Annotated in this window: 2 pseudogenes; both read left to right on the top strand. The window is 28.7% G+C overall.

The annotated features are described in order from the left end of the window. Window positions 1–168, top strand: a pseudogene (locus tag LWH95_RS21360) (glycosyl transferase family A); the annotation flags it as partial. 134 nt (window positions 169–302) lie between these two features. After that, window positions 303–1,528, top strand: a pseudogene (ggaB, locus tag LWH95_RS21355) (poly(glucosyl N-acetylgalactosamine 1-phosphate) glucosyltransferase); the annotation flags it as partial.

Raw genomic sequence — 1,528 nt, 5'->3', positions numbered from 1 at the left:
GAAGTATGGGGATATAAATTAAGAGATTTTAGATATGCTGGCTTTGTTGTTGAAATACCGATTTGGGCCTTTGCATTTGACTTTGTCCTAAAAACACCAAATGATGCTTTAGAACTTAACCATGTAAACATTTTTAAAAGTTTGCTTGCAAAAGTTTTAAAAAAATAGGTAAGGAATGCTTTTTAATACATTTTTACTAAATTAAATCATGTTTTTTCGAAAATTTAGCACTCTCTTTGTTTTTTTACTTTTATTTACCCGGATTCTTATTCATATAAACATTTTGTTAGGAGTAATCTTTTATGAACGAAAAGAGTTTTAATTATGATTTCAGTGTTATAATGCCGATTTATAATGTTGAGTTGTATCTAACTGATGCTATAGAAAGCGTCATTAACCAGACTGTGGGTTTTGAGAATATTCAGTTAATACTTGTGAATGATGATAGCCCCGATAAAAGTGAAATCATTTGTAAAGAATATGCTCAAAAATATCCAAAAAATATTGTGTATGTAAAGAAACAGAATGGCGGAGTGAGCAGTGCTCGAAATTATGGTTTAAAGTATGCTGAAGGTAGATATATTCAATTTTTGGATCCGGATGATTTAGTTTCAGAAGAAACATTCGAAAATGTTTTAAACTTCTTTAATCGACATAAGAATGAAATTGATATTGTAGCAATCCCTATTTTTTTTGAAGAAGGAAGAACTGGAGAACATAATCTAAATAATAAGTTTTCTTCTACAAGAATATTGGATGTGGAAAAAGAACCACATCATATATTAACTCATTGCTGTTCTACATTTATAAAAAAAGATGCCTTGAAAAATATCAGGTTTGATGAAAATTGTAAAATAGGTGAAGATGCCAAACTAGTTAATTTAATTATATCGCAAAAGAAAAAGTATGGTCTGGTTAAAGAGGCAAAATACCATTATAGAGTTAGAGAAGATGGATCATCTGCCATGCAGACTGCTAAAGCAAATAAGAATTGGTTTAATCATTCACTTATCACTTTCTCCAAGAATTTAATCGATATCACAAAAAATCATGAACAGAAGATACCTTTGTTTCTTCAATATATGGTTATGCATGATTTGAAGTGGAAATTATTAATTAAGGATATTAGTGAAACACCTTTAGACGAAAATGAATACCGTGAATTTTTAACATTGATTAGAGAAGTATTGTCGTATATTGACGACGATGTCATCATTGAAACAAAAAGTGTGAGCCATTTCTATCTATATCATGCTTTAAAAATAAAACACGGTGAAAATTATAGTAGGTATGTATATGAAAGAGAAACTGAACAGGATTATTATTTATACAGAGAAGATAAAATTGTTTCGAAATTATCGGATCAAACTCTAACTATTGAGATTTTAGAAGAAAATGAGGATTCTATTCACTTAGAAGGTTTTTGGAGCTCTCTGTTTAATTCTAAAGGTTTTAATTTTTATGCTAAAATTGGAGAAACAAAGATAAAAGCAAAGAATATAAAAAGACAGCATAATGATTATATAAG

The sequence above is a fragment of the Bacillus sp. G16 genome, from assembly GCF_021282335.1.
Taxonomy (GTDB): Bacteria; Bacillota; Bacilli; order Bacillales; family Bacillaceae; genus Bacillus; species Bacillus inaquosorum.
The sequence above is the reverse complement of the archived record's forward strand: the minus strand, read 5'-3'. Positions and strand labels throughout refer to the sequence as shown.